The organism is Vitreimonas sp., assembly GCF_036392335.1.
Lineage (GTDB): Bacteria > Pseudomonadota > Alphaproteobacteria > Caulobacterales > Aquidulcibacteraceae > Vitreimonas.
The window spans coordinates 176,013-192,048 of the sequence record NZ_DASVYD010000066.1 but is presented as its reverse complement, the minus strand read 5'-3'; the positions used below and the strand labels follow the sequence as shown (position 1 = coordinate 192,048).

General features: G+C 63.3%; 21 protein-coding genes. 15 read left to right on the top strand and 6 right to left on the bottom strand.

All coding sequences use genetic code 11. From position 1 onward, the window contains the following. Positions 1-289 (bottom strand): hypothetical protein (locus VF769_RS15920; RefSeq protein ID WP_331009412.1); only part of this gene is annotated, 289 nt, incomplete at its 3' end. A gap of 372 nt (positions 290-661) precedes the next feature. Between VF769_RS15920 and VF769_RS15915 the strand changes: the two genes are divergently transcribed. After that, complete coding sequence (locus VF769_RS15915) at positions 662-1,255, top strand: hypothetical protein (protein ID WP_331009411.1); 594 nt, start codon at positions 662-664, stop codon at positions 1,253-1,255. 47 nt (positions 1,256-1,302) lie between these two features. Here VF769_RS15915 and VF769_RS15910 read toward each other — a convergent pair whose 3' ends face one another. Both VF769_RS15910 and VF769_RS15905 read right to left on the bottom strand, forming a co-directional pair. Next, positions 1,303-1,692 carry a hypothetical protein gene (locus tag VF769_RS15910; protein ID WP_331009410.1) on the bottom strand — a complete coding sequence of 130 codons (390 nt, stop codon included), beginning with the start codon at positions 1,690-1,692 and terminating at the stop codon, positions 1,303-1,305. Positions 1,693-1,741: 49 nt separating this feature from the next. After that, entirely contained in the window at positions 1,742-2,659 is a 918-nt protein-coding gene (locus VF769_RS15905; protein WP_331009409.1) for a flagellar motor protein MotB, read from the bottom strand. An 80-nt stretch (positions 2,660-2,739) separates the two neighbouring features. On the opposite strand from VF769_RS15905, the gene VF769_RS15900 reads away from it, so the two are divergent. From VF769_RS15900 to VF769_RS15885, 4 genes are all read left to right on the top strand, one after another. Then, a complete protein-coding gene (locus VF769_RS15900) occupies positions 2,740-3,234 on the top strand; it encodes a flavin reductase family protein (protein WP_331009408.1) in 495 nt (164 codons plus the stop codon). Next, complete coding sequence (locus tag VF769_RS15895; RefSeq protein WP_331009407.1) at positions 3,234-4,103, top strand: NAD(P)-dependent oxidoreductase; 870 nt, start codon at positions 3,234-3,236, stop codon at positions 4,101-4,103. Before VF769_RS15900 ends, VF769_RS15895 begins: the two co-directional genes overlap by 1 nt. A 90-nt stretch (positions 4,104-4,193) precedes the next feature. Beyond that, positions 4,194-5,057, top strand: a complete 864-nt coding sequence (locus tag VF769_RS15890) for a response regulator (RefSeq protein WP_331009406.1) — start codon at positions 4,194-4,196, stop codon at positions 5,055-5,057. Between the two features lie 65 nt (positions 5,058-5,122). Next, positions 5,123-6,235: a CaiB/BaiF CoA-transferase family protein gene (locus VF769_RS15885; RefSeq protein ID WP_331009405.1), complete on the top strand. Its 1,113-nt coding sequence runs from the start codon at positions 5,123-5,125 to the stop codon at positions 6,233-6,235. Here the strand turns inward: VF769_RS15885 and VF769_RS15880 are convergent. Next, positions 6,232-6,684: a YaiI/YqxD family protein gene (locus tag VF769_RS15880; protein WP_349258158.1), complete on the bottom strand. Its 453-nt coding sequence runs from the start codon at positions 6,682-6,684 to the stop codon at positions 6,232-6,234. The two genes, VF769_RS15885 and VF769_RS15880, sit on opposite strands and share 4 nt — an antisense overlap. A 186-nt stretch (positions 6,685-6,870) precedes the next feature. On the opposite strand from VF769_RS15880, the gene VF769_RS15875 reads away from it, so the two are divergent. Then, a complete protein-coding gene (locus tag VF769_RS15875) occupies positions 6,871-7,431 on the top strand; it encodes an imm11 family protein (protein ID WP_331009404.1) in 561 nt (186 codons plus the stop codon). Between the two features lie 11 nt (positions 7,432-7,442). Here VF769_RS15875 and hemB read toward each other — a convergent pair whose 3' ends face one another. Beyond that, positions 7,443-8,453, bottom strand: coding sequence for a porphobilinogen synthase (hemB, locus tag VF769_RS15870; RefSeq protein ID WP_331009403.1), 1,011 nt, complete (start codon positions 8,451-8,453; stop codon positions 7,443-7,445). 119 nt (positions 8,454-8,572) lie between these two features. Between hemB and hemA the strand changes: the two genes are divergently transcribed. Both hemA and VF769_RS15860 read left to right on the top strand, forming a co-directional pair. Then, the gene (gene hemA, locus VF769_RS15865; RefSeq protein WP_331009402.1) at positions 8,573-9,796 is read left to right on the top strand and encodes a 5-aminolevulinate synthase; all 1,224 of its coding nucleotides are present in this window, start codon (positions 8,573-8,575) and stop codon (positions 9,794-9,796) included. After that, a complete protein-coding gene (locus VF769_RS15860; protein ID WP_331009401.1) occupies positions 9,793-10,029 on the top strand; it encodes a DUF6898 family protein in 237 nt (78 codons plus the stop codon). The genes hemA and VF769_RS15860 overlap by 4 nt, the downstream gene beginning before the upstream one ends. A gap of 2 nt (positions 10,030-10,031) precedes the next feature. Here the strand turns inward: VF769_RS15860 and VF769_RS15855 are convergent, their stop codons facing one another. Further along, entirely contained in the window at positions 10,032-10,463 is a 432-nt protein-coding gene (locus VF769_RS15855) for a MucR family transcriptional regulator (RefSeq protein WP_331009400.1), read from the bottom strand. Positions 10,464-10,678: 215 nt separating this feature from the next. Between VF769_RS15855 and glyA the strand changes: the two genes are divergently transcribed. The 7 genes from glyA to nusB all read left to right on the top strand — a co-directional run bounded on the left by glyA (position 10,679) and on the right by nusB (position 16,029). Continuing rightward, positions 10,679-11,977 carry a serine hydroxymethyltransferase gene (glyA, locus tag VF769_RS15850; RefSeq protein WP_331009399.1) on the top strand — a complete coding sequence of 433 codons (1,299 nt, stop codon included), beginning with the start codon at positions 10,679-10,681 and terminating at the stop codon, positions 11,975-11,977. 177 nt (positions 11,978-12,154) lie between these two features. After that, positions 12,155-12,631, top strand: coding sequence for a transcriptional regulator NrdR (gene nrdR / locus VF769_RS15845; protein ID WP_331009398.1), 477 nt, complete (start codon positions 12,155-12,157; stop codon positions 12,629-12,631). 48 nt (positions 12,632-12,679) lie between these two features. After that, complete coding sequence (locus VF769_RS15840; RefSeq protein WP_331009397.1) at positions 12,680-13,342, top strand: RibD family protein; 663 nt, start codon at positions 12,680-12,682, stop codon at positions 13,340-13,342. 14 nt (positions 13,343-13,356) lie between these two features. Continuing rightward, positions 13,357-13,971, top strand: coding sequence for a riboflavin synthase (locus tag VF769_RS15835; protein WP_331009396.1), 615 nt, complete (start codon positions 13,357-13,359; stop codon positions 13,969-13,971). Beyond that, entirely contained in the window at positions 13,968-15,095 is a 1,128-nt protein-coding gene (gene ribB, locus VF769_RS15830; RefSeq protein WP_331009395.1) for a 3,4-dihydroxy-2-butanone-4-phosphate synthase, read from the top strand. The genes VF769_RS15835 and ribB overlap by 4 nt, the downstream gene beginning before the upstream one ends. Beyond that, positions 15,074-15,565 carry a 6,7-dimethyl-8-ribityllumazine synthase gene (ribH, locus tag VF769_RS15825; RefSeq protein ID WP_331009394.1) on the top strand — a complete coding sequence of 164 codons (492 nt, stop codon included), beginning with the start codon at positions 15,074-15,076 and terminating at the stop codon, positions 15,563-15,565. Before ribB ends, ribH begins: the two co-directional genes overlap by 22 nt. Further along, a complete protein-coding gene (nusB, locus tag VF769_RS15820) occupies positions 15,562-16,029 on the top strand; it encodes a transcription antitermination factor NusB (protein WP_331009393.1) in 468 nt (155 codons plus the stop codon). Before ribH ends, nusB begins: the two co-directional genes overlap by 4 nt. Positions 16,030-16,036 lie beyond the last annotated feature (7 nt).

Genomic DNA, 16,036 nt, shown 5'->3' with positions numbered 1-16,036 from the left:
AGCGCAGCGATTGCGCGAGCAGACGCAGATTGGGTGTGTTGGCGCGGATCCCTGGCGCGGTGTTGCGCGGCCGGCGCGCGCCGACGCGCAGACGCGCGAGAATGGTGCAGATGAGATAGGCGTGCACGAAGCGTTCGCAGTGACGAATGGCGTTGTGCACGCGTTTGCTGCGGCGCGCGTTCGCGCCGAGTTTGAAGATCAACATCAGCGCCCACACGATCCAGCCGACGAGCGCCGCCTGGTGGCGGTCTAGCTTCTGTCGGCTGATGAGGGTGGGGACGTGTTTCATGGCGCGCAGTGTGCGCGCGCCGGCTGACCGGTTGAATAGATGCGCTCGATGTGGACCGCCGGCTTCCCGCCGGCATGGTGGAAAGGTCAAGGCGATCAACGGGTTTGCGTTCGGAAAAAGGATGCCAGCTGGAAGCCGGCGGTCCGAATTGGGTTGAATCGAGCGGCGTGAAGCCCGAAAGCGCCACGTATGCCGGTTTCAAACACGCGCTCCGGTCTCCACAACGCGAGATATTGGCGGTACGAGCAATCGGAGATGCTTCGACACCTCATCCCGGCGTTTCTTTCGCTTTCTCTCATAACCGCGTGCGCCACTCCGCAGAGCCACGCACCTCAAATTGATGAGGACGCCTGTGGGATAGTTCGCTCCCAGGTGGAGGATGAGCTCAATCCGGAGCTTGAGGCCTGCGCGGCGGCGGGTGACGTCCGTGCTCTGGCTTACCTAGGCATGCTGTATTTGGGCGCCTCGGATTCGAGTTCTCCGGAAAGTTACGGCTTTGGCGCAGGGATTGCGCCGGCCGAATTGTTGGCCGAGGGGCGAAGGCTTATCGAACTGGCCGCGGAGCGCGGTAACGCCGAGGCGCAGAATGAGCTCGGCCTCGCCTATTTCCGCGGCGATTTTGGCTACGAGATCAATACTGACTTGGCGTTAGACTGGCTCAGCGCCGCAACCGAGGGCGGGGACAATATCGCGCCGTTGAATCTAGCGCGGATGTACTTTTCCGGCCGTGGTGTCGCGCTATCCACGCGAGACGGGGAGCGTTATCTGCGCTTATCGGCGGAGCGGAAGTACAAGCCGGGCCGCTGCTCGTTGGCATACTGGCTTGACCGAGGCGCTGACGCTGCGCGTCAAGCCGAAGCCAGAGCGCTTCGCGAAGCGGCGGCGCGATCTGACGATGGTTATGAATGCTCGGATTTCGATGTGATCGAAGAATTGTTCGTCAGTGAACTCAGCGACAGTATTTGAATTCTGTGGGCGGTTGTCGATGCCGGCGAGGGACGCTGGCGCGGCGCTTATTTGTTTGCGCTAAAGCTCAAATAGCCGCGTTCGACCATGCGGCGCAGCGCTTCGTAGGATTCCGCGAGTTCATCGTAGGCGCAGCGCAGGGCATGCAATTGCGCGACTTCCTCGGCTGACGGCGCGTGGGTCGTTTCCGAGATGGCGAGTGCTGCGGCGACCCATTCGGCGCGCGCGTGCGCGGCGCAGACGGCAAGGCGTTCGAACTTGCCCATGTCGGCGCCGCCGAGCGTCTTGGCGATGATCTCGCGATTGGCGGCGAAGGCGGCAAAATCGATCTGATCGAGATGCCCGCGCAGGCGGCGCTGCTCCTGCGGATCGAGCATGGCTTCGGGCTCAAAATGGTCCTGCACCACGCGCCGGGAATGGGTCACGATTGACGACATGACGCACTTGTACGCGCAACGCCGTTAAAACCAGGTGTGGCGGTTTGGTTTACAGACCGTGATCAACAGGCAGCGGCGGGGCCTCGCGCAAGAGCGTGATGGCGATGCGGCGATTGCCCGGCAAGCTCGGGTCATCGACGAACATAGGTTCGCTGTCGGCGCGTCCGGCGACTTCATAGAAGCGTTCGCTGGGGATGCCCTGGCCGGCGAGAATGCGGCGGGCTTCGTTAGCGCGCGCGGCGCTCAGTTCAAAGTTCGAGGCGTAGCGCCCGCCCGGCTGCGATCCGTCGGTATGGCCGGAAATGGTCATGCGGTTAGGCAGCTGTGACAGGACGCCGGATATGGCGACGAGGAGACGGCGCGCGCGGTCGTTCGGCGTGGCGTCGCCGGGATTGAACATCGAGCGGCCTTCCTGATCGACGATCTGGATTCGCAGGCCTTCCGGCGTTTGCTCCATGATCACGTTGCGCGACAATTCGGCGATGTCGGGCATGTCGTGCATGGCTTGGCGAATGGCGATCTCGGCGCGGGTGAATTCGGCGTTCTCGCGCAACGTGCGCGCACGCGTCAGCGCCTCGGCGCTCGGCAATTGTTCGCCGCCAGGAGCAACCTGACCCTCTTCAGGGTTTTCGGCGTCGGCGTTGGACGTGTATTGCGGCTCCGAGGAGGGGGCGACGGGGGCGGAATGGCCGTGGCGCACGCCTTCCTCGGCGAAACTGGTGCCTTCCAACAGACCGCCGGCGCCCGAAGAAACCCGGCTCACGCTCGCGGGGGCGAAGAATTCGGCGATACCCCGACGTTGTTCGGGGCTTGTGGTGTTGATCAGCCACATCAACAGGAAGAACGCCATCATGGCGGTGACGAAGTCGGCGTACGCGACCTTCCAGGCGCCGCCGTGGTGACCACCGCCGCCGCCCTTTTTGATCTTCTTGATTATGATAGGGCGTTGATTGGTCGCAGACGTCATTGTCCGTCCGTTCTGGCGGAGAGGGCGCGACATTGGCCGAACAGCGTTAAGATCGCGTTGAGCGTGGAGTGGAGACCCGGGTGGATATCGATCAGGAGCAGGAATACCGCCGCGCGATGGGCGCGTTCGCCACGGGCGTGACCGTGGTGTCCGCGGCGCGGGACGATGCGACCTTATCCGGGATCACCGTGAATTCGCTGACGTCGGTGTCGTTGCGGCCGCGCCTGCTGTTGTGGTGCCTGGGCGATCAGTCCGAACGCTACGACGTGTTCGCTGGCGCTGAGCATTGGGGCGTGACGGTGCTGGGCGGCGATGAGGAGGCGCTGGCGCGGCGCTTCGCGCGCGCCGAGACCGAGACGATTGCGCCGGCGGAGGCCGAGGCGTTCGGGGCGGCTCCGGTGCTGCGCGGCGGTGTGGCGCATTTTGCCTGCCGCACGTTTGAACGCCGCCAAGCCGGCGACCACCTTATCATTATCGGCGAAGTGCTGGCGTGCCGCGTGAAGTCGGGCGCCGGCCTCACCTATTTCCGAAGCCGCTACGGACGCGCCGACGAACCAGAATCGGGGAGCAAGTGATGGCCAAGACCGCATTCATTGGGCTGGGGGTGATGGGTGGGCCGATGGCGGGCCATCTGGCGCGCGCGGGACACGATGTCTCCGTGTTCAACCGCAGCGAGGAGAAGGCGCGCGATTGGGCGCAGAAGCATAAGGGGCGGACGTATTCGAGCGTGGCGGGCGCGGTGGAGGGCGTCGACATCGTGTTTGCCTGTGTCGGCGCCGATCGCGACGTGCGTGAAGTGTTTGAGGCCGCGGCGCCGGCGATGCGCAAGGGCGCGATTTTTGTCGACCACACGACGGCCTCGGCCGGATTGGCGCGCGAATTGGCCGAACGCGCCGAGGAGTTGGGCTTGGGCTTTCTCGATGCGCCGGTGTCGGGTGGGCAAGCGGGCGCGGAAGCGGGCCGGCTCACGGTGATGGCGGGCGGCGCGCCGGGTGTGTTCGCGGAAGTCGAACCAGTGATGCGGGCTTATGCTGCGAACATGACGCTGATTGGGCCTGCGGGTTCGGGGCAATTGGCGAAGATGGTGAATCAAATCTGCATCGCGGGCGTCGTGCAGGGGCTGGCGGAGGCGCTGCATTTCGCTAAACGCGCCGACCTCGATGTCGAGAAGGTGATCGCCGCGATCTCCAAGGGCGCCGCGCAAAGCTGGCAGATGGAAAATCGCTGGAAGACAATGGTCGACGGCAAGTTCGATTTTGGCTTCGCCGTCGATTGGATGCGCAAGGATTTGGGGCTTGTGCTGGACGAAGCCGAGCTCAACGGCGCGCAGCTTGAACTCACGCGGCTTGTGGATGGCTTCTACGCCGACGTGCAGGCGATGGGCGGCCGGCGTTGGGACACGTCGAGCTTGATCGCGCGGCTCGAAAGGATGCAGCAGCGTTAATGGCGTAGTTACGCTTACGTGCCGGCTTTCAAGGTCTTTTAAGCCAATTGCGCTAAACATGCGGCCTCCGATTGGGGGCCGCGAAGAACAATGAACGAGAAGCTTTGGTCCGTCTGCGTCATTGAGCCGAACAAGTACGAAGCGCAGATCGTCCAGGACATGCTGTACAATGCAGGTGTCGACAAATACCGGATCTTCACGGACGCCAATCTGGCGATGGAGGCGCTGGAGAGCTTCAACGCCAACATCATTTTGGCGACGTTCGAACTCGGCAAGCAGGATGGCGCCGCTTGGACGCGCGCGTTTCGCCGCAATCACCGCGTGTTGAACCGCAAGGCGGCGGTGTTCTTGCTCTCTGGCGCTTTCTCGCGCTCGCTGGCGGAGACCTGCCGTCACGCCGGCGCGAATGCGCTGATTGGCAAGCCGATCTCGAACAAGGCGCTGCTGGAGACGATCAAGAAGGTTTTGGCCGCCCCGCGCGAGTTTATCGACGCGGAGGGTTATGTCGGCCCGTGCCGTCGCGCCGGCATTGTCACGGCGGGTACGGGCGCCACCAAGCGCCGCAAGGCGGACAGAGCGGCCGAGAAGCCGGCGGCCGCTGGCGGTATGCCGACGTTGACGTTCGAGCAAGCCGTCGGCGCGCTCGGCGCGGCAACGGCGCAATTCAAGATGGATCCGAGCGCCGGCGCGACTTGCGAAGCGGCGCTGCGCTTCGTGCAGGCCTACGCGGTCGCGGGCAAGGATCACGAATTGATGCGCGCGTGCGCGGCGTTCGCGCAGCAAATCACCGCAACGAAGAGCATGCCCGCCGATGTGGCGCGGGCGGCGCTCGATGCGTGCGTGAACGGCGTGAACGAATTGGCGAAGCTGCCGCCCGGTGATGCGAAACGCACCGAGGTGGCCGAGGGCGTGCGCCAGGCTGTCGCAAAGGCAGCCATGCAAAAGGCCGCCTGACCTTACGTTTGCTTGATCGCTTGAAGGTCGGTCGATAGCTTCCGCGCGAAATGCGTGGAGGACAGATGTCGGACGGACCGCTGACGGGCGTGCGTGTGTTGGAGTTCGGCGGCATTGGGCCGGGGCCGTTTTGCGGCATGCTGCTGTGCGATTTGGGCGCGGAAGTCGTGCGCATCGATCGCGCAGGCTTTGAGCCGGCCTACACGCAATTCGCACATCGCGGACGTTTGTCGGTCGCGCTTGATCTGAAGAAGCCAGCGGCGGTGGAAGCGTGCCTGCAACTCGCGGCGCGTTCTGATCTTTTGTTTGAAGGCTTCCGTCCAGGCGTGATGGAGCGCTTGGGGCTTGGGCCCGACGTGGCGCTCGCGCGCAATCCAAAGCTTGTCTATGGCCGCATGACGGGCTGGGGCCAGGAAGGGCCGTACGCGCAGGCGGCGGGGCACGATATCAATTACATTTCGCTGTCAGGCGCGCTGCATGCGATTGGCTTGAAAGAACAACCGGCGCCGCCGCTCAATCTGCTCGGCGATTTCGGCGGCGGCGCGCTCTATCTCGCGTTCGGCATGCTGGCGGCGTTGACGCACGCGCGCGAGACGGGGCGCGGGCAGGTTGTCGATGTGGCGATGACGGATGGCGTGGCGTCGTTGATGACGACGATTTTCGGCCGCCTGAAAGCCGGGCAATGGCGCGATGGGCGTCAAGCAAATCTGCTCGATGGCGGCGCGCCGTTCTATGGCGTCTACAAATGCGCAGACGGCAAATGGCTGTCGATCGGCTCGCTGGAGCCGCAATTCTACGCGCTTTTGCGCGAGAAGGTTGGCGCAACGGAGCCGCTGTTTGATGCGCAGCACGATCGCGCGCTTTGGCCGGCGCAACGCAAGCGGCTCGAGGAAATTTTCGCTACGCGCACGCGCGATGAATGGACGGCGCTGCTTGGCGGCAGCGATGTGTGTTTCGCGCCTGTGCTCGATCTCGAAGAGGCGCATCGGCACGAACACAATGCGGCGCGCGGGACGTTCATCGATGTCGGCGGCACATTGATGCCCGCGCCAGCGCCGCGTTTCTCGGAAACACCTGGCCGCGTGCGTTCGCCGCCGCCGAAGACGGGCGTGCATACGCGCGAGGTGTTGCGCGATTGGGGCGTGGATGCGGGCGTGATCGAAGCAGCGCTGAGCTAGCGCGTTTCGCGTTTGGCTTTCTGCACGAGTGCGTCGAGCGCGTTGAGGAAGTGCTGGCGGTCGCGTTGCGAGAAGGGCTTGGGCCCGCCGCTGGCTTCGCCGAATGAGCGCAGATGCTCCATCAATTCACGTTGCGCCATCGCTGCGCCGATAGAAGATGGCGTGAAGGCTTTGCCATTGGCGCCGAGCGCGTGGCCTTTGGCTTTGAGCGTGCGGTCGGCGAGCGGGATGTCATTGGTGATGACGATGTCGCCGGGCTGCACGCGCTCGGCGATCCAATCGTCGGCGACGTCGGGGCCGGCATCGACGACCACGAATTCGACATCGGGCGGCGTGCGCATGAACGCGTTGGCGACGACGCGCACCGGGCAGCCGGTGCGGCGCGCGACTTTGTAAACCTCTTCCTTCACAGGGCAGGCGTCCGCGTCGATGAAGATGGTGGGAGTCAGCCGAAAAGCTCCGCAAGGCGTGGCCGCTCAGGCAATAGTTGGCGTAAATCGCCTATGCATCTACGCTTGCCAAGTGCAGGGGATCGATAGGGCATAGGCGTGGAAGATACTAGCCGCAGACGATCGAAGGGCGCGCATTTCTACCGGGTGACTGTAGGTGATCTCGCTCGCCGAAAACCATTGGAAATGCTGGATTGGGAAATCTCGCGCGATGGTAATCGCGCGGGTCCGTTTCTGGCGCCACACCTCCCGTCTCTCGGCGTTACGCTAACAAGTCTCGGCTCTGGCTTCCCGCGCGACGCTCCAAGAAACAAGATTGTTTATAGGTACGACGCAAAAAAACCCCTTAGAGATTTCGATGTGATGGGGTTTTTCTGGGTTATATCGGAGAGAGCCAAAAGATTGCTGGAGCCGTTTGCAGTCGGTGCAATTGACTTAGTTCCCACCGACATATTCGTACGCCGGGACGGTGTGGACGAACTGGTTGGCCAGAATTGGTTATGTGACGTAGTACGTTTCGAGGATGCGGTGGATGAAGCTGCGTCCAAGCTCGACTGGTGGCCCAATCACCCCCAATACGACGGAATGTCGAAGTTAGTATTCAAGCGCGACCTGCCGCCTGAGCTTCATCTTTTCCGTCTATGGAAGTCGCCAACCACCATTCTTTGCAGCGAGCCGCTCAGGCAGGCGATCAAGGCCGCAAAACTGACGGGAGTTCGACTCAAGAATGTGGAGCCACCGCATTGAGTTGATCGGTGTCAGCCGAGCAACTCCGCAGCCTTCGGCGCGAAATAGGTGACAATGCCGTCGGCGCCGGCGCGTTTGAAGGCGGTGAGGCTTTCGAGGATGGCGCGGTCTTCGTCGAGCCAGCCGTTGGCGGCGGCGGCTTTCATCATTGCGTATTCGCCGGAGACTTGGAACGCGTAGGTGGGCATCCCGAACTCAGCTTTCACGCGCGACACGATATCGAGATAGGGCAGGCCCGGCTTCACCAGCAGCATGTCGGCGCCTTCGGCGACATCCATCGCGACTTCGCGCATGGCTTCGTCCGTGTTGCCGTAATCCATTTGATAGGTGCGCTTGTCGCCAGGATTGGCGACGGAGCCCGTGCCGAGTTTTCCCGAGCCGATCGCGTCGCGATACGGGCCGTAGAAGGCCGAGGCGTATTTCGCGGCGTAGGACATGATCATCGTGTCTTGATGGCCGTTCGCATCGAGGGCGGCGCGAATGGCGCCGACGCGGCCATCCATCATGTCGGAGGGCGCTACGATGTCGGCGCCGGCTTTGACCTGGGTCAACGCTTGCTCGATCAGAACCTCTACGGTCTCGTCATTGAGGATGCGCCCATCGCGCAGGAGACCGTCGTGGCCGTGATCGGTGAAGGGATCGAGGGCGACATCGACCATCACGCCCACTTCCGGTGCGGCGTCTTTCATCGCGCGCACGACGGTGCAGACGAGGCCATTCGGATTGAGCGCTTCCTTGCCGCTCGAATCTTTCTTGGCGCCGTCGATGAAGGGGAAAACGGCGATGGCTGGGATGCCGAGCTTGGCGGCGCGTTTGGCCGCGTCGGTAGCGGCGCGCACGGAAAGCCGCGCCGTGCCCGGCATGGAGGCGACCGGAATTTCCGCTTCGTCGCCCTCGTGCACGACCATCGACCAGATCAGGTCATCGACGCTCAAGCGATTTTCGCGCGTGAGGCGGCGCACCCAATCGTGCTGGCGCAGGCGCCGCGGGCGGGTGTTCGGGTATCGTCCAGTGAAGCTCATGCGAACCGTTCGCAACTTTCTGCGCTGAAATGCGCCGTCGGCCCCCAGTTACCTTGGAGGCCTGAAATAGCATATAAGAATTCCAACGACGCCCGCCGGGCCGAAGCAGAGGCGCGACCGTGAGAGAAGAGGACAAAAAGGTCTTCGAAGACGCCGTTGCGGCTATCCGCGACGAGGGACGCTATCGGGTGTTCGCCGATATCATGCGCGAACGTGGCCGTTTTCCCCATGCGCGCTTGCGGGTGGGCGATGGCGAATATCGCGACATCGTCGTCTGGTGCTCAAACGATTATCTGGGCCAGGGCCAGAGCCCGGAAGTGCTCGATGCGGCGCATGCGGCATTGGACAAGGTCGGCGCCGGCGCGGGCGGCACGCGCAATATCTCGGGCACGACCTCCTATCACGTCGATCTGGAGAAGGAGCTCGCCGACCTGCATGGCAAGGAAGGCGCCCTGCTGTTCACGTCGGGCTATGTGTCGAACGACGCGACGCTCTCGACGCTGGCGAAACTCTTCCCCGATTTGTGGATTTTCTCCGACGCGCAAAACCATGCGTCGATGATCGAGGGCATCAAACGCGCCAAGTGCGAGCGCCGCATCTTCCGTCACAATGACATTCAGCATCTCGAAGCGCTGATCAACGAAGCGCCGGCCGATGCGCCGAAGCTGATTGCGTTCGAGAGCGTCTATTCGATGGACGGCGACACCGCGCCGATCGAAGCGATCTGCGACATCGCCCAGCAATATGGCGCGATGACGTATCTGGACGAAGTGCACGGCGTTGGCCTTTACGGGCACAATGGCGGCGGCGTCGCCGAGCGCGATGGCGTGATGCACCGGGTCGATTTCATCGAAGGCACGCTGGCGAAGGCGTTCGGCACGATGGGCGGCTACGTGACCGGCCCGGCCGCTGCGATCGATGCGATCCGTTCAACGGCTTCGGGCTTCATCTTCACGACCTCTTTGGCGCCTTCGATTGCTGCTGCTGCGCTGGAAAGCGTGCGCGTGGTGAAGGCTTGCCCGCATATGCGCGATCGTTTGGCCGAGCGCGCGGAGCGTTTGAAGGCGCTATTGCGCGAATCTGGCCTGCCGGTAATGGCGGAATCGACGACGCATATCGTGCCGGTGCAGGTGGGCGATGCGGCGCTGGCGAAGCAGGTGTCCGACGCGCTTTTGTTCGAGCACGGCATCTATGTGCAGCCGATCAATTACCCGACCGTACCGCGCGGTACGGAGCGCCTGCGCATCACGCCGTCGCCATTCCATGACGACGCGCTGATGGAGCAATTGGTCGCCGCGCTGAATGCGGTTTGGGCCAAGTACGTGCTTGGGCGCGCTGCGTGAGCGACCGCGAAGACGCGGGCGAAGTCTTCTTTGAAATTACGCGCGTTGGCGATGTGCAGCGCGTGGCAGCGATTGATGCGGCGACGGGCGTGGAAGTCGTGATCCAGGCGCCAGCCAATGCATCGCTGGTTGATGTGCGCGCCCTGGCACTGCGCAAACTTGAGCGCGCGCTCGCCGACGACAGCGATGACAGCGCCTCGCCGCCGCCGTCGCGACCCGGCAAACTTGTGTGATCTCAGTCCTTGCGACGGACGCCTTTGCCGAGCCCGATGCTCTTGGCGAATTCCGAGCGGCGCGCCGCGTAGGCCGGAGCCACCATCGGGTAATCAGCGGGGAGCCCCCAACGGCGCCGATAGTCGTCGGGTGAAAGGTTGTAAGTCGAGCGTAAGTAACGCTTGAGCATTTTCAGCTTCTTGCCGTCTTCCAGGCAGACGATGTGATCGTGCTGAATGGATTTATTGATCGGCACTGCTGGCTTGGGCCGCTCCGCGGAGACATGTGCTTCCGTGCCGGAAAGCGAGGCCAGGGTCTTGTGGACGGTGCGGATGAGGTCGCCGAGCTCATCTGCTGAAAGCTTATTGTTGCTGACGAACGACGCGACGATGTCCGTCGTCATTCGCATGGCATCGCCGCGCCCATTGGTCGCGACATCGTTCTCATCACGCATCCCCACGCCTTTTCCGGAACGAATACAATGCCCTCGTCCTTCGTTTAGTGCAAAAACCCTGGATTCGGCAAGTATTACCATTGACCTAAGCCAAAATATTACAGTGAAGTCTATGCCAGTACCCCCATTTGCTCGGCGCGCGAGTAACTTTGCTTACTCGGCTGGGTCGAACTATGGTCAACGCGCAGATTCCACCCCGAAGGATGAGTGGCCCCATGACTGAAGCCGCCGGAAGCGCCGCTGCAGGACGCGATCGCTTCTTTGAAGCCGCCCTTGAACGCGCCGACCATGATGTAAAAGCGGCGATCGACGCGGAATTGGGTCGCCAGCAGCGCCAGATCGAGCTGATCGCGTCGGAAAACATCGTCTCGAGGGCCGTGCTCGAGGCGCAGGGCTCGGTGCTCACCAACAAATACGCCGAGGGCTATCCGGGTCGCCGCTATTATGGCGGCTGCGAGTTCGTGGACGAGGTGGAGCGGCTGGCGATCGAGCGGGCCAAGCGCCTGTTCGATTGCAAGTTCGCGAACGTGCAGCCGCATTCGGGCGCCAATGCCAACCAGGCGGTGTTCTTCGCGCTGCTGCAGCCGGGCGACAAATTTCTGGGCATGGACCTGGCGGCGGGCGGACACCTGACGCACGGCGCGCCGGCGAACTTCTCCGGCAAATGGTTTCAGCCTGTCTCCTACACGGTGCGTCCGGACGATCATCTGATCGATTACGATCAGGTCGCTGAAATAGCTCACCGCGAAAAGCCGAAATTGATCCTGGCGGGCGCTTCGGCCTATTCGCGGGCGATCGATTTCGCGCGCTTCCGCAAGATCGCGGATGAGGTCGGCGCGTATCTGATGGTCGACATGGCGCATTATGCCGGCCTGGTCGCGGGCGGCGTTTATCCCTCGCCGCTGCCGCATGCGCATGTGGTGACGACGACGACGCACAAGACACTGCGTGGCCCGCGCGGCGGCATGATCTTGTCGAATGACGAAGAGCTCGGAAAGCGCATCAATTCAGCGGTTTTCCCTGGTCTGCAAGGCGGCCCGCTGATGCATGTGATCGCGGCGAAAGCGGTGAGCTTTGGCGAAGCGTTGCAGCCTGAGTTCAAGCTCTATGCGAAGCGCACGGTCGAGAACGCGCGCGCGCTGGCGGATCGCTTGATTGAGAACGGCCTCGCCGTGGTTTCGGGCGGCACGGACAGCCATTTGATGCTGGTCGATCTGCGGCCGAAGAAGGTGACGGGCAAGGCGGGCGAGCAAGCGCTCGAACGCGCGCTCATCACCTGCAACAAGAATGGCATCCCGTTCGACACCGAAAAGCCTATGATCACGTCCGGCGTGCGCTTGGGTACGCCGGCGTGCACGACGCGCGGATTCGGCCCGGCGGAATTCCGTCAGGTCGCGGATCTGATCTGCGAAGTGCTGGATGGGCTGTCGAAGTCGAACGGGGACAATTCCGCCACCGAAGCGGCTGTTGCTGCGAAGGTTGAAGCCCTGACTGCACGCTTCCCGATTTATTGAGTAACGACAAAGCAGCCCGTCATCCCGACCGTAGCGAAGCGAAGAGCCGGGACCCAGGGCAAACGAACAGCATGTGGCCCCTGGGTCCCGGATCGCGCTCCGCGCGTCCGGGATGACGAGGGTAGCTTCCATCTGATTTGCGCGGGACACTAACGAATCAGCTGATTGGATCGCCGAATGCGTTGCCCGTTTTGCCAGAACGAAGACACCCAGGTGAAGGACAGCCGTCCGACGGAGGATGGCGCTGCGATCCGGCGGCGGCGGCAGTGCGACAAGTGCGGGTCGCGGTTCACCACGTTCGAGCGCGTGCAATTGCGCGATCTGGTGGTGCTGAAGCGCTCGGGCCGGCGCGTGCCGTTCGATCGCGACAAGCTGGCGCGCTCGCTGTCGATCGCGCTGCGCAAGCGGCCGATCGAACAGGATCAGATCGAGCAGATGATCTCCGGCATCGTCCGCAAGCTCGAAAGCCAAGGCGAAAGCGAAGTGAATTCCGAAACCATCGGCGAGATGGTGATGGAAGCTTTGGCTGTGCTCGATCCGGTGGCCTATGTGCGCTACGCCTCGGTTTACCGTGATTTCCGCGAAGCCAGCGATTTCGCCGATTTCATCGAGGAAGCCGGAAAAACGCCCAAAGCTGGCGGCAAGAAGGACTAGGCGAAGGCGCTGGCCGGCGCGGGCGCCAGTGGTCCATAATCCCCGCCCATGAACCGACCGCGCGTCACCCTCAAACTTGCGACTTCGCTCGACGGGCGCATTGCGACCGCATCGGGCGAAAGCCGTTGGATCACGAGTGAAGCGTCACGCGCGGAAGTGCAGAAGATGCGCGCCGCGCATGATGCGGTGATGGTGGGCGTTGGCACCGTGCGCGCGGACGATCCGGAATTGCTGGCGCGCACCGCACCGCCGTCGGCGAACCAACCGGCGCGCGTGGTTCTCGATACGGAGTTTTCGCTGCAACCGAGCGGACGTCTGTTCGCAAGCTTGGATCGCGCAGAGATCATCGTGATTGGCGCAGATGATGCCGACGGTAAGCGCCGTGCCGTGCTGGAGGGTGCAGGCGCGCGGACATTGGGTGTAGGCCGTGGGCCAGCGGGCATCGATGCGGAAGCGGCGCTGACGGCCTTGATGGGCGTGGGCATTGGAAGCGTGTTCGCCGAGGGCGGCGGACAGGTGGCGGCGTCGTTGATCGCGGCCGGCGCTGTCGATCGGCTCGAATGGTTTCGTGCGCCGATCATTCTGGGCGCCGAGGGGCGGCCTGCCGTAGGGGCGCTTGCATTGGCGCGGCTGGCGGAAGCGCCTACATGGCGTCGTGTGGCGCTGCGTGAGCTTGGCCCCGATCTTTGGGAAAGCTACGAGCGAGCCTGAAAGGCCAAAGCTGAATGTTCACAGGCATTGTCACCGCGCTGGGCGAGGTGAAGGCGGTCGAGCGCCGGGATGGGCTCGTGCGCCTCACCATCGCCAGCCCCTACGACGCCGCCGGCGTAGAGATCGGCGCCAGCGTGGCGCATGACGGCGTCTGCCTGACCGTGGTTTCAACCGAAGGCCATCAGGGCGGCATGAGCCATGTCGTGGAGGTCGCGGCCGAAAGCTTGGCGCTGACGACGATGGGCGAACTGAGGGCCGGCGACCGGGTGAATCTGGAGCGCTCGCTGCGGCTGGGCGACGAGCTCGGCGGGCATATGGTGCAGGGCCACGTCGACGGCCTGGGCGAGGTGCTTTCGGTGAAGCAGGACGGCGAGGGCTATCGCATTCGCATCCGCCCACCGCACACGGTCGCGCATCTGATCGCTGCGAAGGGCTCGATCGCCATCGCCGGCGTGTCGCTTACAGTTAATGAGGTCGACGACGAGGGCTTCGGCGTGCTGATCATCCCGCACACTTGGGCAGTCACGACTTTGTCTCGGCTGAAGCCTGGCGATAAGGTCAATTTGGAAGCCGACATGATGGCGCGCTACGCGGCGCGGCTGATCGAGGCGCGGAGAAATCAATCATGACGGCACAGCCGTCCCCCATATCCGAACTCAAGCGCGCCATCTCGCCGATCGCGGAGATCATCGAGGAAGCGCGCGAAGGGCGCATGTTCATTCTCGTTGACGCGGAAGACCGCGAGAACGAGGGCGACCTCATCATTCCCGCGCAATTCGCGACGCCGGCGCAGGTGAATTTCATGGCCAAGCACGGCCGTGGCTTGATCTGCTTGGCGCTGACGGCGGAGCGCACGCGGGCGCTGGGCTTGGAGCCGATGGCGCCGCGCAACCAAGCGCGGCTTGGTACGGCCTTCACGGTGTCGATCGAGGCGCGCGAAGGCATCTCAACCGGCATCTCGGCGGCAGACCGCGCGCGCACGATCGCGGTGGCCATCGATGCGAGCAAGAGCGCGGAAGACATTGTGTCGCCCGGCCACGTGTTTCCACTGATGGCGCGCGATGGCGGCGTGCTGGTGCGCGCGGGGCATACTGAAGCGAGCGTCGATATTGCGCGCCAAGCGGGGCTCAATCCGTCGGCGGTGATCTGCGAGATCATGAATGACGACGGCACGATGGCGCGCCTGCCCGAGCTGATCGCGTTCGCGCAATTCCACAATCTGAAGATCGGCGCGATTGACGATCTGATCGCCTATCGCCGTGCGCACGACCGCTACATTGAGAAGGTGCAAGAGCAGCCGTTTGAGACGCAGGTCGGTTCGGGTTTCCGCGCCGTGGTATTGCGCAATTGCCTGGACGGGATTGAGCACGTTGCGCTGGTGAAGGGCGATATCGATCCGAACAAGCCGACGCTCGTGCGGGTGCACCGGGTCGATTTCGCCGCCGACGTGATGGGCGGGTTTGGGCAGCGCGCGAACATGATCGACAAAGCGCTGTTGGAGATTGAGGCGGAAGGCGCGGGCGTGCTCGTGATTTTGCGCGATCTCGTGCCGGACGCGGTCTCGCGGCGCTTGAGCGGCGTGCCGGCCGAATTGGAAGCTGAAGACGCGCTGCGCGTGATCGGCTTGGGTTCGCAGATTCTGCATGAACTCGGCGTCGGACGCATGGTCGTGCTCGGCAACACGCCGCAGAAATTGGTTGGTTTGGAAGGCTACGGTTTGACGATCGAAGGTTGGCGCGGGTTCAAATCGTGAAGGACATCGAGAAAACTCCGACGCCGAAAGTGCCGGGCGCGCGCCTGCTCATGGTGATCTCGCCCTATTATCGTGAGATCGCCGATTACATGCAGCGCGGCGCCGAAGCGGTGGCGGAGGAAGCGGGTGCGACTTTGGATCGTGTGTTCGTGCCGGGCGCGTTCGAAGTGCCGGCCGCGATCGCGCATGCGGCGAAGACGAATTTGTACGATGGGTTTGTCGGGCTGGGCTGCGTCGTGCGCGGCGAGACCAGCCATTATGATTATGTGTGCGGCGAGAGCGCGCGCGCGCTGATGGATTTATCGGTGCAGGGCGGGTTGGCCATCGGGTACGGAATCCTCACTGTCGAAAACATCGCGCAAGCCGAAGAGCGCGCCAAGCCGGAGCGCGGCGACAAGGGCGGCGAAGCGACGAAGGCCGCGCTTGCGATGATTTTGCTGAAGCGCCGTTTCGCGGAGACGGCACGATGAAGGCCGGGGAAATCGCCGCGCGCAGTGCGGCGCGCTTGGGCGCGGTTCAGGCGCTCTACCAGATGGAAGTCTCGGGCGCTTCGACGGCGGACGTGATCGCGGACTTCGCCGCCGGTAAACTGCCGCGCGAGACGGAAGCCAGCTACACCGAGAGCGAAGGCGATCTCGATCTGTTCAAGGTGTTGGTGGAAAAGGCGGTGGATCGCCAAGCCACGTACGATCGCGCCATCGCGCGCAATCTCTCCAAGGGTTGGCGGCTTGAGCGCATCGACGCGGTGGCGCGTGCGATCCTGCGCGCGGGCGCGGCGGAATTGGAGCAGCGCAGAGATATTCCGACAGCGGTCGTGATCGACGAGTATGTCGAGATTGCGAAGGCGTTCTTCGAGGGACCTGAACCGGGTTTCATCAATGCGGCGCTTGATGCGTGCGCGCACGACTTGCGTCCTGATGGCGAGAGCGCATAAGCGGGCG